The 16031-nt window shown below is 74.1% G+C and carries 11 protein-coding genes; 7 read left to right on the forward strand and 4 right to left on the reverse strand.

Features of this window, described 5'->3' with window-relative positions:
* The first annotated feature begins 6 nt into the window (after positions 1-6).
* From ispG to QTQ03_RS27055, 5 genes are all read left to right on the forward strand, one after another.
* Positions 7-1179 (forward strand): flavodoxin-dependent (E)-4-hydroxy-3-methylbut-2-enyl-diphosphate synthase, encoded by a 1173-nt coding sequence (ispG, locus tag QTQ03_RS27035; protein WP_289280481.1) that lies wholly within the window; start codon positions 7-9, stop codon positions 1177-1179.
* A 210-nt stretch (positions 1180-1389) separates the two neighbouring features.
* On the forward strand, positions 1390-2229 hold the full coding sequence (locus QTQ03_RS27040) for a GNAT family N-acetyltransferase (protein WP_289280482.1): 840 nt from the start codon (positions 1390-1392) through the stop codon (positions 2227-2229).
* 296 nt (positions 2230-2525) lie between these two features.
* The gene (locus tag QTQ03_RS27045; protein ID WP_289280483.1) at positions 2526-3437 is read left to right on the forward strand and encodes an ATP-binding cassette domain-containing protein; all 912 of its coding nucleotides are present in this window, start codon (positions 2526-2528) and stop codon (positions 3435-3437) included.
* Positions 3434-5668: a YhgE/Pip family protein gene (locus QTQ03_RS27050; RefSeq protein WP_289280484.1), complete on the forward strand. Its 2235-nt coding sequence runs from the start codon at positions 3434-3436 to the stop codon at positions 5666-5668. The genes QTQ03_RS27045 and QTQ03_RS27050 overlap by 4 nt, the downstream gene beginning before the upstream one ends.
* A gap of 37 nt (positions 5669-5705) precedes the next feature.
* Positions 5706-6299 (forward strand): TetR/AcrR family transcriptional regulator, encoded by a 594-nt coding sequence (locus QTQ03_RS27055; RefSeq protein ID WP_289280485.1) that lies wholly within the window; start codon positions 5706-5708, stop codon positions 6297-6299.
* 49 nt (positions 6300-6348) lie between these two features.
* Here the strand turns inward: QTQ03_RS27055 and QTQ03_RS27060 are convergent, their stop codons facing one another.
* Both QTQ03_RS27060 and QTQ03_RS27065 read right to left on the reverse strand, forming a co-directional pair.
* The gene (locus QTQ03_RS27060; protein ID WP_289280486.1) at positions 6349-7419 is read right to left on the reverse strand and encodes an NADH:flavin oxidoreductase/NADH oxidase; all 1071 of its coding nucleotides are present in this window, start codon (positions 7417-7419) and stop codon (positions 6349-6351) included.
* 59 nt (positions 7420-7478) lie between these two features.
* Positions 7479-8771, reverse strand: coding sequence for a dicarboxylate/amino acid:cation symporter (locus tag QTQ03_RS27065; RefSeq protein ID WP_289280487.1), 1293 nt, complete (start codon positions 8769-8771; stop codon positions 7479-7481).
* A gap of 455 nt (positions 8772-9226) precedes the next feature.
* Between QTQ03_RS27065 and QTQ03_RS27070 the strand changes: the two genes are divergently transcribed.
* Positions 9227-12739, forward strand: a complete 3513-nt coding sequence (locus QTQ03_RS27070) for an ATP-binding cassette domain-containing protein (RefSeq protein ID WP_289280488.1) — start codon at positions 9227-9229, stop codon at positions 12737-12739.
* Positions 12740-12890: 151 nt separating this feature from the next.
* Here the strand turns inward: QTQ03_RS27070 and QTQ03_RS27075 are convergent, their stop codons facing one another.
* Together QTQ03_RS27075 and QTQ03_RS27080 are read right to left on the reverse strand one after the other, a co-directional pair.
* Positions 12891-13688 (reverse strand): DUF998 domain-containing protein, encoded by a 798-nt coding sequence (locus tag QTQ03_RS27075; RefSeq protein WP_289280489.1) that lies wholly within the window; start codon positions 13686-13688, stop codon positions 12891-12893.
* On the reverse strand, positions 13681-14646 hold the full coding sequence (locus QTQ03_RS27080) for a glutathione S-transferase family protein (RefSeq protein ID WP_289280490.1): 966 nt from the start codon (positions 14644-14646) through the stop codon (positions 13681-13683). Before QTQ03_RS27080 ends, QTQ03_RS27075 begins: the two co-directional genes overlap by 8 nt.
* A 102-nt stretch (positions 14647-14748) precedes the next feature.
* Between QTQ03_RS27080 and pcaF the strand changes: the two genes are divergently transcribed.
* Positions 14749-15954, forward strand: a complete 1206-nt coding sequence (gene pcaF / locus QTQ03_RS27085; RefSeq protein ID WP_289280491.1) for a 3-oxoadipyl-CoA thiolase — start codon at positions 14749-14751, stop codon at positions 15952-15954.
* Positions 15955-16031: the final 77 nt, after the last annotated feature.

The following is a 16031-nucleotide window of genomic DNA, read 5'->3' on the forward strand; positions in this document are numbered from 1 at the left end:
CCTGAAGTGACCGCTGTCAGCCTCGGTATCCCCGCCGTACCGCCGCCGCCGCTCGCCCCGCGCCGGGCGAGCCGCCAGATCATGGTTGGCCCGGTGCCGGTCGGCGGTGGCGCGCCGGTGTCCGTGCAGTCGATGACCACCACGCTCACCGCCGACGTCAACGCCACGCTCCAACAGATCGCCGAGCTGACCGCGTCCGGCTGCCAGATCGTCCGGGTCGCCGTGCCGAGCCAGGACGACGTCGAGGCGCTGCCGGCGATCGCCCGCAAGTCGCAGATCCCGGTGATCGCCGACATCCACTTCCAGCCGAAGTACGTTTTCGCGGCGATCGACGCGGGCTGCGCGGCCGTCCGGGTGAACCCGGGCAACATCCGCCAGTTCGACGACAAGGTCAAGGAAATCGCCAAGGCCGCCGGCGACGCCGGCGTGCCGATCCGGATCGGCGTGAACGCCGGATCGCTGGACAAGCGGCTGCTGGCCAAGCATGGCAAGGCCACCGCCGAGGCGTTGGTCGAGTCGGCGCTGTGGGAGTGTTCGCTGTTCGAAGAGCACGACTTCCGGGACATCAAGATCTCCGTGAAGCACAACGACCCGGTGGTGATGATCCGGGCGTACCGGCAGCTCGCCGAGAAGTGCGACTATCCGCTGCACCTGGGGGTGACCGAGGCCGGGCCGGCGTTCCAGGGCACCATCAAGTCGGCGGTGGCCTTCGGCGCGCTGCTCGCCGAGGGCATCGGCGACACCATCCGGGTGTCCTTGTCCGCCCCGCCGGTCGAGGAAATCAAGGTCGGCGCCGCGATCCTGGAGTCGCTCGGCCTGCGAGAGCGCGGGCTGGAGATCGTCTCCTGCCCGTCCTGCGGGCGTGCCCAGGTGGACGTCTACAAGCTCGCCGAGGAGGTCACCGCCGGCCTGGAGGGGCTGCCGGTGCCGCTGCGGGTCGCCGTGATGGGGTGCGTGGTGAACGGGCCCGGTGAGGCCCGCGAGGCTGACCTGGGGGTCGCATCCGGCAACGGCAAGGGCCAGATCTTCGTCAAGGGCCAGGTCATCAAGACCGTCCCCGAGGGGCAGATCGTGGAGACGCTGATCGAGGAGGCACTCCGGCTGGCCGAGGAGATGGGCGCCGAGCTGCCCGAGGAGCTGCGCGGCCTGACCTCCGGCGCCACCGTCACCGTGCACTGAGCGCGGCATCGTCACCTGGTGCCGACCGTCGGCGTGCGCTGAGTTGGTGCCCGCAACGACCACCGGTCGAGTCGGCGCGCTCGCTCCACGGCCAGTCGTACCAAAGGTCAATGATGTCTATGCGTCCGGCTGACAGGTGCCCCCCGGCGGTCGGAGTGTGATGGTCCGGTCGGCCAACACGTCCTCCCTCGATCTGGCAGGCTGGTAGCCGTGCTGACGGTGCCAGTACGGCAACTGGGGGAATCGGAGCGCCGCGCGGTCGAGCAACTGCTCGACCTCGACCCGTACGCGGGCGCGCAGGTCGCTGAGCGGGTCGCCGAGCGGGGGCTTGCCTGGTGGCGGGCCGAGGGACGGGTCTTCGGCTACGGCAGCCGTCGGCACCTGGAGTCCGTCTGCTGGCTCGGCGGCAACCTTACCCCGGTGCTCGCCAGCGGGCCGGCCGTCGCCGCCTTCGCCGACCTGCTCGCCGAGGAGGATCGGCTCTGCTCGTCGATCGTCGGTCGCGCCGACGAGGTGCTCGGGCTCTGGGATCGGCTCTCGGCGACCTGGGGCCCGGCCCGGGACATCCGCCCCAACCAGCCGCTGCTCGCCACCGACTCGATGCCCGCCGTGCCCGCCGATCCGCACGTGCGCTGCGTGCGCCGGGGGGAGACGGACCGGCTCTTCCCGGCGGCGGTGGCGATGTACACCGAGGAGGTGGGTGTCTCGCCACTGGCCGAGGACGGCGGGCGCGGCTACCGCTGCCGGGTGGCGGACCTGGTCCGAGCCGGCCGGGCGTACGCCCGGTTCGTCGACGGGGCGGTCGTCTTCAAAGCCGAACTGGCGGTGGTGACCCGGCGGACCGCGCAGGTGCAGGGCGTCTGGGTGGCCCCCGAGTGGCGGGGCCGGGGGATCGCGACGGCGGCGATGGCCGCCGTGGTGCGGGACGCGTTGCAGCGCGTCGCGCCGACCGTCAGCCTCTACGTGAACGATTTCAACCTGCCCGCCCGCCGGGTGTACGAACGCTGCGGCTTCCGGCCGGTCGGCACCCTTGCCACCGTTCTATTCTGACTGCCGCCGCTTCGACCTGACCGCCGCCTGACAGCCTGACCGCCGCGTCGGTCGATCCGTTCGGGTCTGACCCGTTCGGGTCTGACCCGTTCGGGTCTGGCCCGTCTGGTCTGACCTGTCCGGCCGGATGGCTGCTCGGCCGCTCCGCCCGACGGTGGACGGCCTCGTCCGGGCTGGGTTCGCGCGGCGCTGCGCCGGATGACCCGGATCACGTCGGGTGAGGGGTTCCGAATCGGCGGGCCGGAACTATGCTGGCCATGTTTTTATACTGACCAGTCAGTTTAGGGAGTGGCTTGGTGGGGGACGTGGTCGTCGAGGCACGCGGATTGGGCATGCGTACCCGCCGCGGCTGGGTGTTCCGGGACGTCGACCTGACCGCGGCCCGCGGTGAGTTGCACGCGGTGATCGGCTTACCCGGCAGCGGGCGGACATCGCTGCTGCTCGCGCTCGCCGGCCGCTTCCCGACCACCCACGGGCGGCTGCTCCGGCACGGTCCGGCGGCCCTGGGGCACGTCCCGGGGGTGCACGAGCCCGACCCGGCCCTGACCGTCGCGGAGCACATCCGGGAGCGACTGCTGCTCCTCGGACCCGTCCCACGCCGACGCCGCCAGCTGGTGCCGATGGCGGCGCTGCGGGCCCGGCGCGCCTACCGGCGGGACGCCTACGCCACCGCGATCTCGGGCGCCGACCTCACCGGCGACCTGCCCTTCGATCCGGCCACCCGAGGCCGGGACCTCACCCCACTGCACCGTCAGGTGCTCGGGCTCGTCCTTGCCACGCTGAGTGGCCCCGCGTTGATCGTCGCCGACGACGTGGACGCCGGGTCGGACCCAACCGAGCGGGCCTGGCTCTGGGCGACGCTGGCGCACCTGGCCGACCAGGGGTACGCGGTGCTCGCCACCGCCCGCGCCCTCGAACTGGGCACCCCGGCGGTCGTCCACCGCCTCGGGGACCCCTCCGCCCATGCCATCCCCGGGCACCGTCCGCACCCGCATCCCCCGGCCGTCAGCGCAGCCCGGGCCACCGGACGGCATCGAGCCGGCCACGGCAGCCGAGTCGCCCCGTCCGCGGCCGATTCCGCCCCGTCCACGGCCGTTCCCGTCCCGTCCGGGGCCGATTCCGCCCCGTCCGGGGCCGTTCCCGTCCCGTCCGGGGCCGTTCCCGTCCCGTCGGCGACCGACGCCGAGACCACCAAGGTGGACCAGTGAGCGTGTTCCGACTCGCCCGATTCGAGCTGCGGCGGATGACCCGCGGCCGGCTGCCCCGGGCCGCACTCGCCGTGCTCACCGTCATCCCGCTGCTCTACGGCGCGCTCTACCTGTACGCGTTCTGGGACCCGTACGGAAAGCTGGACCGGATCCCGGTGGCGCTGGTCAACGCCGACCGCCCGGCCACCGCGAGCGACGGCAGCACCGTGCAGGCCGGGCAGGACCTCAGCGACGAACTGCTCGACCGGCAGGTCTTCGGCTGGCACGTCACCAACGCCGAGGACGCCGCGGCCGGCCTCCGCAATGGCCGCTACCACCTGGTGTTCGCCATCCCGGCGGAGTTCTCCGCCACCCTCGCCGCCGGCCCCGACCCGCAGCGGCCCGCCCAGCAGGGGCGGCTGAAACTGGTCAGCGACGACGCGAACAACTACCTGTCCGGCCTGCTCGCCCGGTCCGCCTTCAGCGAGATCCGGGCCGCCGCCGCGGAGGGCGCCGCCGCGGGCTACTTCGCGGAGATGCTGGTCGGTTTCACCGACGCGAAGGCGGAGACCGCTCGGGCGGCCGAGGGCGCGGGCACGGTCGCCGACGGGCTGAGTAGGTCAACGGACGGCGCCGCGACGATCGCCGACAAGCTTGACCAGAGCGCCGGCGGTGCCGGTGACCTGGCCGACGGCCTGGATGCTTCCGCCGACGGCGCCGGCCAGCTCGCCGGTGGTCTCGACCGAAGCGTGACCGGTGCCGATGAGCTGGCCGACGGGATCGGGCAGCTACGGACCGGGGCGGTGCAGCTCGCCGACGGCACGGCGCGGGCGGCCGCCACCACCCGAACCGTCGCCGACCGGGTCGACGCCGCAGCCGGCCAGGTGGAGCCGGTCCTGCGGGAGAACGCCGAACTGATCGCGACGTCCGCCACCGCCGTGGCCGAGGGCGCCGAGGCACTGGCCGCCGGGCTGGACGTGCTACCCGCCCGGGCAGAGGCGGCCGTCACCGCCGCCCAAACCGTCCGCGACCGCCTCGACGCCCTGGTCGCCGCGCACCCCGAGCTGGCCGACGATCCCTCCGTGATCGCCGCCCGCCGGGCCGCCGACCAGGCGGTCGCCGCCGCCGAGGCGGTGGCGACCGGGCTGGAACCGACCGACCTGGACGCGCTGCGGCAGCAGATGACGAGGGTGGCCGCGACCGCCCGGGAGATCGCGGCGAGGGCCCCGCACCTCGCCGACGACGTCGCCGGCGCCCGCGCCAAGGTGGACGAGCTGGCGACCGGCCTGGCCACCCTCGCCGAGGGCAGCGCCCGGTTACGGGACGGCCTGGGCGCGGCGGCCACCGGCGCCGACGAGCTGCACGGCGGCCTGTTCCGGCTCGCCAGCGGAGCCCGCGAACTGGACGGCGGGCTCGAGCGGCTCGGCGCCGGCAGCCAGCGGCTCGCCGGCGGCCTCGTCCGGCTGGAAGGCGGCGCGGGTGACCTCGCCGACGGCCTCACCCGGCTCGGCTCCGGCGCCGGGGACCTCGCCGACGGGCTCGCCGCCGGGGCCGGGAAGATCCCCGGGTACGACGACGCGGACGCCCGCGCCGACGTCCTCGGCGACCCGGTGGCGCTGGACCACACCGCCCGCAACCCCGCCGGCTCGTACGGGGTGGGCTTCGCCCCGTACTTCCTCGGGCTGGCCCTCTGGGTCGGCGCGATGATCACGTACCTGCTGCTGCGACCCCTCAACCGGCGGCACGTGATGTCCGGTGCGCCCGCCTGGCGGGTGACGCTGGCGGGCTGGCTGCCCGCCGCGGCGATCGGCCTGGCTCAGGCCGGGGTGCTCTTCACGGTGGTGACGGTGGCGCTCGGGTTGGACCCGGTGCGACCCGTCGCGACCCTCGGGCTGCTCGCGCTGACCTCGCTCGCCTTCACCGCGCTCGTGCAGTGGCTCGGGGCGCAGCTCGGCCCGGCCGGCCGGCTGGTGGCGCTGGCGCTGCTCATGCTCCAGCTCACCTCCTCCGGCGGCACCTACCCCGTGCAGACCTCGCCCGCCTTCTTCGAGGCCGTTCACCCGTTCATGCCGATGAGCTACGTGGTGTCGGCGCTGCGGCACACGGTCAACGGCGGGACGGTCGAGCCGGTGGTGACCGGGGTGCTGGTGCTCGTCGCGTTCGGCATGGCGGCGCTCGCGCTGACCGGGTTCGCCGCGCGGCGAACCCGCCGGCTGACCCCGGCCACCCTTCACCCCGAGCTGACCATGTGAGGATGCTGAGGGTCAGCCGGAGCCCGGGGAGGCGCGCATGACGGACGGACGGAGCCGACGGCGGCAGGACACCCGCCAACGCCTCTTCGAGGCGGCCGTGGAACTCATCGCCGAGCAGGGCTTCTCCGCCACCACCGTGGACGACATCGCCGCTCGCGCCGGAGTCGCCAAGGGCACCGTCTACTACAACTTCCAGTCCAAGACGATCCTCTTCGAGGAGCTGCTCAAGCACGGTATCGGCCTGCTCACCGCCGAGTTCCGGGCCGCCGTGGCCGGGCTGCCGCCCCGGGAGGCGTTGGCCGCCCTGGTCCGAGCCGAGCTGGAGTACATCCGTCGCTACCGCGCCTTCGCCCAGCTGCTGCTGTCCGAGATGTGGCGGACCAACCGCGAGTGGCAGCAGACCCTGCGGCTGCTACGCGGTCAGGCGATCGAGGTGATCGCGGAGACCGTACGCGCCGGCGTCACCAGCGGTGACCTGCCGGCGGACCTGGACGTGCGGACCGCCTCATCCGCCCTGTTCGGCGTCGGCCTGGTGGTCGCCGTGGACTGGCTCGTCTTCGCGCCGGATCGACCGTTGGAGGACGTCCAAGAGGCGCTGCTGCGGATCGTGCGCCGGGTAGCCGAGGTGTGACGACGGTTCCCTTCGCCACCATGCGGCACCCGCCGGGGCGCGGGCGGCGTCAGCCGACGGCGCGCAGGTACGGGGCGGGCCAGGACGACGCGGCGCCGAGCTTCGCGGCGGCGCGGTGCGGCCAGTACGGGTCGCGGAGCAGCTCCCGGCCGAGCAGCACCAGGTCGGCCTCGCCGGAGGCCACGATCTGCTCGGCCTGCTCCGGCTCGACGATCACGCCAACCGCGCCGGTGGCGATCCCGGCGTCCCGGCGGATCCGGGCGGCCAGCGGCACCTGGTAGCCCGGCCCGACGGGGATGCTCGCGTCCGGCGATGCCCCGCCGGAGGAACAGTCGACCAGGTCCACGCCCGCGTGGGCCAGCTCACCGGCGAGCGCCACGCTGTCCTCGACGGTCCAGCCGCCGGGCACCCAGTCGGTGGCCGAGATCCGGGCCAGCACCGGCACGTCCTCCCCGACGGTGGCGCGGACCGCCCGGGCCACCGCGAGAGTGAGGCGCATCCGCCCGGCACGGTCACCGCCCCACCGGTCGGTGCGGTGGTTGGTCAGCGGGGACAGGAACTCGTGCAGCAGGTAACCGTGCGCGGCGTGGATCTCCACCGCCTCGAAGCCGGCAGCGACAGCCCGGCCGGCCGCCGCCGCGAACGCCTCGACCACCCCGGCGAGGCCGGTCTCGTCCAGCGCCGTCGGGCGGCGGTAGCCGGCGACGAACGGTTCGTCGCCCGGGCCGACCGGGGACCAGCCGCCCTCGGTGTCCGGCACCCCGCCCCGCTGCGGCGACCACGGCCGGTGCGTCGAGGCCTTGAAGCCGGCGTGCGCCAGCTGCACCGCCGGGAGCGCGCCCTGCGCGGCGACGAACGCGGTCACCGGCCGCCACGCGTCGACGTGGGCGTCGGACCACAGCCCGGTGTCCTGGGGGCTGATCCGTCCCTCGGGTACCACGGCGGTCGCCTCGGTCAGGACCAGGCCGGCGCCGCCGACCGCCCGGGTGCCCAGGTGCACGAGGTGCCAGTCGGTGGGCAGGCCGTCCGGGCCGGCCGAGTACTGGCACATCGGTGCGACGGCGACCCGGTTGGGCAGCGTCACCGCGCGCAGGGTGAGGGGGCTGAACAGGGCGGTCATCGCATCGTCCTCTCGGTCGCGCGACGGCACCGCGGGGTGCCTTCGCGGGGTGGGGTTCGTCAGGCTGGGATGGGAACCGGCTCGCCGTCCCGGGTCGGCTGCGGCTCCCGCTCGACCGGGTCCCGGCGACCCGCGGAGTCGTACGAGGCGCGGTCGAGGGTGCCCTCACGGGCGGCCACGATCGTCGGTACGAGCGCCTGACCGGCCACGTTGGTGGCGGTCCGGATCATGTCCAGGATCGGGTCGACGGCCAGGAGCAGTCCCGCGCCGGCCAGCGGCAGGCCGAGCGTGCTCAGGGTGAGGGTCAGCATGACGACCGCCCCGGTCAGCCCGGCGGTCGCCGCCGAGCCCACCACGGACACGAAGGCGATCAGCAGGTAGTCGGTGACACCCAGCTCGACGCCGAAGACCTGCGCCACGAAGATCGCGGCCAGGGCCGGGTAGATCGCCGCGCACCCGTCCATCTTCGTGGTGGCGCCGAACGGCACCGCGAAGGACGCGTACTCGCGGGGGACACCGAGGCGCTCGACCGAGCGTTGGGTCACCGGCATGGTGCCGACCGAGGAGCGGGAGACGAACGCCAGCTCGATGGCCGGCCACACGCCGGCGAAGAAGCGCAGCGGGTTGAGTCGTCCGGCGGTCACCAGCAGCAGCGGGTAGACCACGAACAGCACGATCGCGCAGCCGACGTACACCGCGGTGGTGAAGCGGGCGAGTGGGGCCAGCAGGTTCCAGCCGTACGACGCGACGGCGTTGCCGATCAGACCCAGGGTGCCGATCGGGGCGAGCCGGATCACCCACCAGAGCGCCTTCTGGACGATCTCCAGCAGCGCGCGGTTGAGGTCGACGAACGGCTCGGCGGCCTTGCCGACCAACAGTGCGGCGGCCCCGACGACCAGGGCGAGGAAGACGATCTGGAGAACGTTGCCGTCCACGAAGGCGCCGACCGGGTTGGTCGGCACGATGCCGGTGAGGAAGTCGGTCCAGGAACCGGTCCGGGTGGGGGCGGTGGCGGCGGCGGTGTCCAGTGTGACCCCACGACCGGGGTCGGTGAGCAGGCCGAGGCCGAGGCCGACACCGACCGCGATCAACGCGGTCGCGCCGAACCAGAGCAGCGTCTTGAGCGCCAACCGGGCCGCGTTGGTCACGCCGCGCAGGCTGACCACGCTGACCACGATGGCGGTGAAGACCAGCGGCGGTACGGCCAGTTTGAGTAGCTGGACGAAGAGGCCACCGACGGTGTCGAGGGTGCTGGTCAGCCAGGACAGGTCGTACGCGCGGGCGACGAAGCCGAGCGCCACGCCGAGTACGAGGCCGAGCAGGATCTGCAGGGAAAAGGGGATCTTGCGCATGGCGGGTCCAGGTCTGGAACGGGGTTGGTCAGGGGCGCTGTCAGGGCACGAGTCGCGCCGGACAGGTACCGCTGGCCTGCCGCCGCAGGTCGACGTACAGCCGCACCGTGAGATTCCAGACGTTGGTCATCGCCGGTGAGCCTACGGCGACCCCCACCGGGCGAGAAGGACCGATGGCGGTGACGCTCCTTACAGCTGGCGCCCGGAGGGCCGGGTGGAGTCGTGCTCACCGACGACCGACGGGGAGAGGGACGGCGGCCACCCGGCAGCGCGGCGCCGCGCCGGGAGCGGGGCGCGGAGCACCAGCCCCCGGGCGTCGCCGAGGTGCGCGGAGCGCCCCCGTCGACACCACGGGTGACCGGACGGCGACCCATCGCCGGGTAAATGCGTTGAGTGGCCGGGCCGGGTCGGTGAGTCTGACCGCATCGCCGTCGCCTGCCGTGAGGGGTTCCGCCGTGCGTCTGCTCCGCGACCTGTTCGCCACCGCGCCCCGCCGCATGGCGATCGCGACCGTGCTGGTCGTGCTCGGCGCCGGTGGTCAGACGGCCGCCGCGGCGCTGGCCGGGCCGGTCCTGCTGCACCGGTCCACCGGATACTTCACCGTCCTGGCCGCCGCGCTCGTCGCCGCCGTGGTCAGCGACCTCGTGGTCGGCCTGGTGCTGGCGGGCGTGACCGCGGACTGGTCGGCCGCCGTGCGGCGCCGGCTCTGCCGGGTCGCGTTCGGGCAGGACCTGCCCGCCCTGGAGAGCACACCGGTCGGCGAGCTGCTCGACCGCATCGACGGTGACGTCTACCAGGTCGCCGCCGCGGTACGGGGGCAGGGCGCCCGCATCGCGCAGCTACTCGCGGTCGGCTTGCTTTCCACGGTGGTGGCAGTCGGCGTCTGGTGGCCGGCCGGCGTCACCATGGTGCTGCTCGCCGGCGGGCTCGTCATCGGCCTGCGCCGGCCCACCGCGCGGATCGTCCCGGCGCGAATGGCGGAGGAGGAGGCCTGGTCCGACCTGGCGGCGGTGATGGAGGAGGCCATCCACGGCCAGGACGACGTCCGCACCAGCCTGGCCCAGCCGTACGTGCTGCGGCTCTACGCGAACCGCGCGGCGGCCGTTCTCTCCCGCGGCCTGCGGGTGTGGCGGATGTCCGCCAAGGTCACCACCGTGGCGGCGGCTGTGACCAGGGCCGGGATCGCCGCGGTGGTCCTCGCCGGGACGTGGGCGCTGGCCACCGGCCGGATCGACGGCGCCCGGCTGACCGCCGTATGGCTGCTCGCCATCGCCTTCGGCGCCACGGTGGAGCACGTCAGCCGGATGCTGCCCGAGTTGCAGTACGCGCTCGGGGCCTGGGGCCGGGTGCGGCTGCTCGAGGACTCCGCACAGGAGCCCACCGGCGGGCTGCCTCCGCTCGACGGTGACCTGACGGTGCGGGGGCTCACCTTCCGCTACCCGGCGGCTGACGGCACCCGTGGGCCCGCTCTGCACGACGTCGACCTGACCTTCACCCGGGGGCGCTCGTACGCCCTGGTCGGCCGGACCGGCTCCGGCAAGTCCACCCTGGCCAAGGTGCTGACCCGGGCGGTCGAGGTGCCGCCCGGCACGGTCTTCTTCGGCGGCCGGGACGTGCGTGACCTCGACCTCGAGCAACTGCGTCGGTGGGTTGCGGTGGTGCCGCAACGCACCGAGATCCTGGCCGGAACGCTCGCCGAGAACGTCGCGCTCTTCGATCCGGATCTGCTCGACGGCGCCGCCCGCGCGTTGCACGAGTTGGGCCTCGCCGGCTGGATCGCCGAGCTGCCGGACGGTCTGCGGACCCGGCTCGGCGAGGGCGGACACGTCCTGTCGGCCGGGCAGGAGCAGCTGGTCGCGTTCGCTCGGATCCTGGTGCGGGACCCGCACGTGGTGATCCTGGACGAGGCCACCGCCCGACTCGACCCGGTCACCGAGGCGCGGGTGCAGCGTGCCACCGAGCGGCTGCTGGCCGACCGGATCGGCATCGTCATCGCCCACCGGCTGTCTTCCGTGCGGCACTGCGACGAAGTGGTGGTGCTGGCCGACGGTGCGGTGGCCGAGGCGGGGCCGTTGCGGGAGTCGGCGCGCTTCGCCGAGCTGCTCGCCACCAGCCACACCGGCGCGTACGCCCGGACCGGCGCGGGTGGCGGCGGGGTCGATCTGCTGGAGGGCCCGGAGCCGGAGCTTGCGCCGCCGCCCGACCCGGTTCCGGCCGGGGCGCCGCCCGACCCGGTTCCGGCGTCGCCGGTGGCCGTCGCGTCGCAGGACCGGACGCCACCACCGGCGGCGCCGCTCGCGACGACTCTCCGGGAGATCGCCCGGCTGCTGACCAACGATCCACGGTACGGGCTGGCGGCGTTGGCGCTGTTCATGCTGACGGTGCTGGTCGGCCTGGACGGCCCCGTCCTACCGTGGCTCTGGGCGGACGTGGTCGACGGGGTCGGCGACCCGTGGCTGCCGGCGCTGGGCATCGCCGCCGGGCTGCTGGTCACCCTGCCGGTGCCCTGGTACACCAGCATCTGGTTCGCGCAGTGGTGGGTACGGCAGATGCTGCGGATCAGCCTGCGCCTGGTGGCGGGACAGACCGGGCCCCGGCGGGTGAGCGCGCACAGCCCCGCCGAGGTGGTGGCCCAGGGCGGCGACACCGAACGGGTGGTGGAGCTGGCCGACAACCTGCTGGACCAGTCGGCGGCGGTCGTCCTGCTGGTGGCGATGACCGTGATCTCCGGCAGTGTGGTACCCGGGCTCTTCCTCGCCGGGACGATGCTGGTGTCCGGGCTGGTGGCATCGCTGTTCGGAGCACGGCTGGCGGGCACCGCGCGGGCGACGGTGGCGGCCCGGGCCGTGTTCGCGACCTCGCTGGTCTCCGCGCTGGCCGCCGCCCGCACGGTGAAACTGGCCGGCGCGACCCGGCCGGTGCTCGCTCACCTCGCCAGCCTGGACGTGACGCGGAGCGAGCGCCAACGGCGGGAGATCTCGTTGCATGTGTGGTCGCGGTCGACGCCGGCGCTGGTCAGCGGGCTGTTGCCGATCGGCGCCTGGGCGCTGTTCCTCAACGGTCGGCTCTCGGCGGGGGCGACCCTGGTCGCCGTGTCCACGCTCGCCGCGGCGCGCTGGTTCGCGTGGACCACCGCGTCGCTGGTCTCCCAGGTGCCGTCGGCGCGGGTGTGGACCCACCGGACGGTGGCGATGACCGGGGTGGCCGCGTACTCGACCGCCGTGCCGGACGTGGACCTGGCCACCGGGCGGGCACCGGCGCCGGCCGCGCCGTCCCGGCACCCGCTGCGCCGGTTGGAGCTGACCGGCTTCGGCGTCCGGCACGCCGACGGCGAGCCGGCCGTCCGGGACGTCGACCTGACCGTGGAGCGCGGTCAGCTGGTGCTGGTGGTAGGGCCAGTCGGCTCGGGGAAGTCGTCGCTGCTGCGTGCCCTGGCCGGAATCGCACCGCACACCGGGCGGCTGACCTGGAACGGCGAGCCGGTGACCGAGCCAGAACTGTTCCTGCGTCCGCACCAGGTGGGCTACGTCGGCCAACTGCCCCGGGTGCTGTCCGGGACGATCACCGACAACATCACCCTCGGCCACCCGGTGGACGCCGCGGCGGCCGTGTCGACCGCGCAGCTCGACCACGACCTGGCGGCGTCCGGGGCCGGTCTCGGGCTGGTCATCGGGCACCGGGGCACCCGGCTCTCGGGCGGGCAGCTGCAGCGTCTCGCGCTGGCCCGCGCGCTCGCGCCGCGTACCGAGCTGCTGGTCGCCGACGACGTTTCGTCCGCGCTGGACGTCACGACGGAACTGGCGCTCTGGGCGGCGCTGCGCGCGCACGGCGTGACGGTGGTGGGCGCGACGTCGAAGCGGGCGGCGCTGGTGCGCGCCGATCACGTCGTCGTGCTCGACAACGGTCGGGTCGCCGCCCAGGGCGCCTGGCGTGACCTGGAACCAGCCTGGTCGCACCTGGCCGGCTGACGTACGGCGCCGAGCCCGGCTCCGTGGCAACCTGCGTCGACCCGGGGACATCGGATGGTGCACGGCAACGTCCACCTCAGCAGGGTCATGACGACGGGCGGCGGCCACGATCGGCTCGATGGCCCGCAGTCGCCCGCGGCTGCTCGTGCCCCTAGGTCCGGCGGAGGGCGATGGCGGCCGCGGTGGCGGCGCCCCAGAGCAGCACGGCCAGGAGCAGTAGCCGCTCCAGGGCCCCGACCAGGGAGCCACGGCCCACGGTCAGCATCGCCAGTCCCATCGCCCCGGCCAGCGGCAGCGCTACTCCGGCGGCCGTGCCGGCGAGCCGGCGCAGCGGCCTCCCGGCCCGCGGTGAGAGCGTGATCGCCACCATCGCGAAGACCACCGCCGCGGTCGCCGCGACGCTTGCACCGCCGTGCACCAGGTCGGCCACCGTGGTCCGCTCGAACGGCGGCAGGGGGCAGCCGGCACTGCACGTGACGGCACCGGAGAGCAGGGTGAGGGCACCACCGGCGGCCAGGAGGGCGGCGGCCACCCGCAGTCCTGTCGGGAGTGCGGCCGCGACCAGTATCAGCGCCGCGGCCAGGGCGAAGATGCCGCTCCGGTACGCCGGAGCGGACGGGCTGTCGGCGACGCCCGCCTCACTCACGTAGCCGGTCAGGGCGGAACCCGGGCCGGTGACCACAGCGACGGTCACGGTGACCGCCCCCGCGAGGATGCTGCCGACGGCGACGGACGCGGCGGCGGCCCGGGGAACGCCCCCGGCCGGCCCGGGGTGTCGCGGGCCGAGCCGGTCGGGCTGGCGCGGGTCCGCGCGGCGTAGGTGGCCCACGCCTGTGCGGCGCGACTCGGTCACGCCCGTGCGGCGCGACTCGGTCACGCCCGTGCGGCGCGACTCGGTCACGCCCGTGCGGCGCGACTCGGCCACGCCCGCGCGGCGCGCGTCAGCCACGCCCGTGCGGAGTCGTCCAACCGGTCAGGTCCGGGCCGAGCGGGACGATCCCGGTCGGGTTGATCTGCCGGTGGGTGGCGTAGTAATGCCGCTTGATCTGGTCGAAGTCCACCGTCTCGCCGAAGCCGGGCGTCTGGAACAGATCCCGTGCGTACGCCCACAGCACCGGCATCTCGGTCAGTTTGGTCCGGTTGCACTTGAAGTGCCCGTGGTACGCCACGTCGAAGCGGACCAGGGTGGTGAACAGCCGCACGTCGGCCTCCGTGATCGAGTCACCCATCAGGTAGCGCCGCCCGGCCAGTCGCTCCGACAGGACGTCCAGCCGGGCGAAGAGCGCTCGGAACGCGTCGTCGTACGCCGACTGCGAGGTGGCGAACCCGCATCGGTAGACGCCGTTGTTCACGTCCCGGTGGACCTCCGCCATCAGCGCATCCATCTCCGGCCGCAGGTCCTGCGGGTACAGGTCCGGGGCGCCGGGCCGGTGCAGCGACCGCCACTGCGTCGACAGGTCGAGGGTGAGCTGCGGGTAGTCGTTGGTGACCACCTGGCCGGTGAGCGTGTCGATCAGCGCCGGGACGGTCACCCGGCCGGTGTAGTCGGGGTCGCTCGCGAGGTACGCCTCGGAGAGGTAGCCGATGCCGAGCACCGGGTCGAAGCCGTCCGGGTCAAGGCTGAACCGCCAGCCCCGCTCGTCCCGGATCGGGTCGACGGTGCCGAGTGAGATCGCGTCCTGCAGACCGAGCAGCCCGCGGACGATCCGGGCCCGGTGCGCCCACGGGCAGGCCCGGCACCAGATCAGCCGGTACCGGCCCGGCTCCAACGGCCAGCGCTCCCGCGCGTCCGGGCCGCCACCAGGCGGGGAGTCGGAGTCCGGGGTGACCCGGCCGGTGAAGCGGTTGGGTTGTCGCACGAACTCGCCACCGCCACTGGTCTCTGCGCTGAACTCGGCCCGGGCCATGCCGTCAACCTATCCCGACCCGGCGCGGATATCCTGGCCCCGGAGCGTCACTCGTGACCCGTCGGCGCCCACCCTGCCTTTCCCACCCCCGAAGGACTCCCGATGACCGTGGCATACCTGGTGGCCGGTGTCCGCACCCCGATCGGCCGGTACGGCGGCGCGCTCGCCGGCGTCCGTCCGGACGACCTGGCCGCGCACGTGATCCGCGAACTGGTCGCCCGCCACCCGTCGGTGGACTGGGCCCGCACCGACGACGTCATTCTCGGCTGCGCGAACCAGGCCGGCGAGGACAACCGGAACGTGGCCCGGATGGCGGTGCTGCTCGGCGGTCTGCCCCAGGAGGTGCCGGGCAGCACCGTCAACCGGCTCTGCGGCTCCGGCCTCGACGCCCTCGCCATCGCCGCCCGGTCCGTCGTCGCCGGGGAGGCCGACCTCGTGGTGGCCGGCGGCGTGGAGAGCATGAGCCGGGCGCCGTTCGTCCTGCCCAAGGCCGAGACCGCCTTCGCGCGCACCGCCGAGGTGCACGACACCACGATCGGCTGGCGGCTGGTCAACCCGCTGATGAAGCAGGGCTGGGGCATCGACTCGATGCCGGAGACCGCGGAGAACGTCGCCGCCGAGTACGGCGTCGACCGCGCCACGCAGGACGAGTTCGCGTACCGCTCCCAGCAGCGCGCGGCGAAGGCGCAGGCCGACGGCCGGTTTGCCGAGGAGATCGTGCCGGTGACCGCCCCCGTCGGCCGCCGGGAGACCAGGCAGGTCGACCTCGACGAGCACCCCCGGGAGACCTCGCTGGAGAAGCTGGCCGCGTTGCCCACCCCGTTCCGGGCCGGCGGCACGGTCACCGCCGGCAACTCCTCCGGCGTCAACGACGGGGCGGTCGCGCTGCTCGTCGCCTCCGAGGCGGCGGTCGCGCGGTACGACCTGACCCCGCTGGCCCGGGTCGCCGGGGCCGCGGCGGCCGGCGTGCCGCCGCGGATCATGGGGGTCGGGCCGGTGCCGGCCACCCGCCGGCTGCTCGACCGCCTCGGCCTCGGCCTGACCGACGTGGACGTGGTCGAGCTGAACGAGGCGTTCGCCGCGCAGGCCGTGGCCGTGCTGCGGGAGTTGGGCCTGCCCGAGGACGCCGAGCACGTCAACCCGAACGGTGGGGCCATCGCGTTGGGCCACCCGCTCGGCGCGAGCGGTGCACGGCTGGCGCTGACCGCCGCGCTGGAGCTGCGTCGCCGCGCTGGCCGGCGGGCCCTGGCCACCATGTGCGTCGGTGTGGGACAGGGCATCTCGTTGTTGTTGGAGTCCGCCGGCTGACGACCACCCGACCCGTACCGCACTTTCCACGCTCTCCCTCGCTACCGGACTCCTCCCGGGCCGGTAGTCGACCGGCT

Origin of the sequence: Micromonospora sp. WMMA1363 (assembly GCF_030345795.1) — a bacterium.
In the GTDB taxonomy this organism is placed as follows: Bacteria; Actinomycetota; Actinomycetes; order Mycobacteriales; family Micromonosporaceae; genus Micromonospora.